The organism is Falsigemmobacter intermedius, from assembly GCF_004054105.1.
Lineage (GTDB): Bacteria > Pseudomonadota > Alphaproteobacteria > Rhodobacterales > Rhodobacteraceae > Wagnerdoeblera > Wagnerdoeblera intermedia.
This window is the reverse complement of record NZ_SBLC01000103.1, coordinates 1-2,752: the sequence shown is the minus strand read 5'-3', so window position 1 is coordinate 2,752 and position 2,752 is coordinate 1. Positions and strand designations below refer to the sequence as shown.

Here is a 2,752-nt window from a genome sequence, read left to right as displayed (position 1 = left end):
AATCAACCTCTCAACTAATATTGATATATTGACGGAATTGGGGTTATGTGCAAGACGTGCCGCCGAGAGTGAGTGCCAGCCTTATCCTGCGAAATTATGTGTTGAATTATACGCCCGATAACCCGGACATCGGTCAGGCTCCGAAGGCCGTCCGCCTGCTGGCGGCCCTTCTGGGTCTGGTTCTTGTGCTCATCTCTCTCCCGCTCATGTGGAAAGGCGTCGAGCTGATTTCCGTGGGCGGCTCCTGGTATTATGCTCTGGCGGGCCTTGCGCTTGCTGTGTCGGGTGGCCTGATCGCCGCGCGTAAAAAGGCGGGGGTCTGGCTTTATGTGGCAGTATTCGCCGCAACCGTCGTCTGGGCCGTGGCTGAGGCCGGGCTGCGCTTCTGGCCGATGGTTCCGCGCCTCGGTGGTCCGCTCTTCCTGCTGCTGCCGGTGGCGCTGATCGCGCCTTACCTGGGCAAGCGTGGCAAAGCCGGTGGCTGGTTCGCTGTGGCTGCCGCCGTGGTTGCGGCTTTTGCGGGTGCAGGCGTTATGGCCTTCCGTCCGCAGGGCGTTGTGCAGAACGATTTTGCTGCCGTGCCGGGCAAGCCCGCGCATGAGCCGGGCAATGACTCGGTCTATTATGGCCGCACCCCCTCGGGCACGCGCCATGCGCCGCTTGACCAGATCACCCCGGCGAATGTCGATAAACTGAAACTGGCTTTCACCTATAACACCGGCGTTAAAGCCGTGAAGGTGCAGGAAGATCAGAACACCCCGACCATCGTCGGCGACACCGCCTATATCTGCACGCCCAACAACGAGATCCATGCCTTCTCGACCTCAACCGGCGAACAGCGTTGGGTCTATAAGTCGAATGCCGAGGCGTCGGTCTTCGCGCGCTGCCGTGGCGTTGGCTATTATGAGCGTCCGGCCGTACAGGCCGCTCTGCCGCTTCTGGCCGATTATGTGGCACCCGCCGTGGCAGAGGGCGAAGTGGCCCCTGAGCCGGTGGCCGGGGTTGACTACAAAATCGATAGCTGCGACGCCCGCATCGTGATGACCGCCTCGGACGTGAAGATGCATGTCGTCAACGCGAAAACCGGCGAGCTCTGCGCGGGCTTCGGCGAGGGTGGCGTGCTCGATCTGCGTCAGGGCATGGGAGAGAACACCTTCCCGGTCTATACCCAGACCTCCATGCCGACGATCGCCCGCGATATGGTGATCTTCGGCGGTATGGTGCTCGACAACCAGTCGGTCAATGAGCCCTCGGGCGTCGTCCGTGCCCTCGACATCGAGACCGGCAAACAGCGCTGGTACTGGGATGCAGGCAGCCACGGCGTCAGCAATGATGGCAATTACATCAACCGCTCGCCCAACGTCTGGTCGACCCCGGCCTTTGACGATGTGAACGGGCTGCTTTACCTGCCCACCGGCAACGCAACGCCGGACTTCCACGGCGGTCACCGCACCCCTGAGCTTGAGGCTGTGGCCTCCGCCGTTGTGGCCCTCGATCTGGCCACCGGCGCGCAGAAGTGGGTGTTCCAGACCGTGCACCACGACCTCTGGGACTATGACGTCGCTTCGCAGCCGGCGCTTTACGATGTCCCGGATGGCAAGGGCGGCACCATTCCCGCGCTCATCCAGCTGACCAAACGCGGCCAGATCTTCATGCTCAACCGTCTGACCGGTGAGCCGATTGCGGAAGTCGAAGAGCGTCCGGTGCCTGCGGGTAATGCCAAAGACGAATGGTATGCTCCCACCCAGCCCTATTCGGTCGGCATGCCGTCGGTCGGCACTGAAATGCTGACGGAAGCGAAGATGTGGGGCATGACGATGTTCGATCAGCTGCAATGCCGCATCGACTTCAAGCGCATGGACTACACCGGCGAATTCACCCCGCCCTCGGAGAACCGTACCCTGATCTGGCCGGGCTATTACGGCGGCTTCAACTGGGGTTCGGGCGCGATCGACGAAGACCGCGGCATCCTTGTGACTGTGGATATGCGTATTGGTCAGTGGGTGCAGCTGGTGACCAAAGCCGAAGACGGTCAGACCTTCAACGGCAAGGACTTCCACGCAGGTCTGGCAGAGCAGACCGGCACGCCCTACAAAGCGGCGAAAGCTAACTTTGAAAGCGCACTTGGCATCCCCTGCAATGAGCCGCCCTTCGGCAATATGATCGCCGTGGATCTGAACAAGCGTGAGATCATCTGGTCGCGCCCCATGGGCACGCTGCAGGATACCGGCCCGATGGGCATCACCATGGGTCTGCCGATCCCGGTCGGCATGCCCAACGTCGGCGGCCCGCTGACCACCGCCTCGGGTCTGACCTTCTTCGTCGGCACCCAGGACTACTATCTGCGTGCCATCGACACCCAGACCGGTGAAGAGGTCTGGAAATCGCGCCTGCCCGTCGGCTCGCAAGGCACCCCGGTGTCTTACGTCAGCCCCGAGAACGGCAAACAATACATCCTCTTCAGCGCCGGCGGTGCCCGCCAGCATGGTCTGAAGGGCGATGCATTCTACGCCTACGCGCTGGAAGACTGATAAAACTGAAAGAGCCGCTCTCAGAGCAGCTCTTTTTTATCTGCCGGCCTCCCCGGTGACAGCGCGGCAAAAGGGTCTATCCGATGGAGGGCACGGGCCTGCGTCGACTAACCTTATCAGAAGAGGTGGTCGCACGAATTCGGACCAGGAGCTAAGCTTTAGACCCGATGATCGCTGTGTGAACTGACTGGGTCGGCGGCCTCTCCCACTGCATTCTGCAT

1 protein-coding gene is annotated in these 2,752 nt (G+C 61.5%); it reads left to right on the top strand.

All coding sequences use genetic code 11. The annotated features are described in order from the left end of the window. Positions 1 to 68 precede the first annotated feature (68 nt). Positions 69 to 2,531, top strand: a complete 2,463-nt coding sequence (locus EP867_RS19210; RefSeq protein ID WP_206616395.1) for a membrane-bound PQQ-dependent dehydrogenase, glucose/quinate/shikimate family — start codon at positions 69 to 71, stop codon at positions 2,529 to 2,531. Positions 2,532 to 2,752 lie beyond the last annotated feature (221 nt).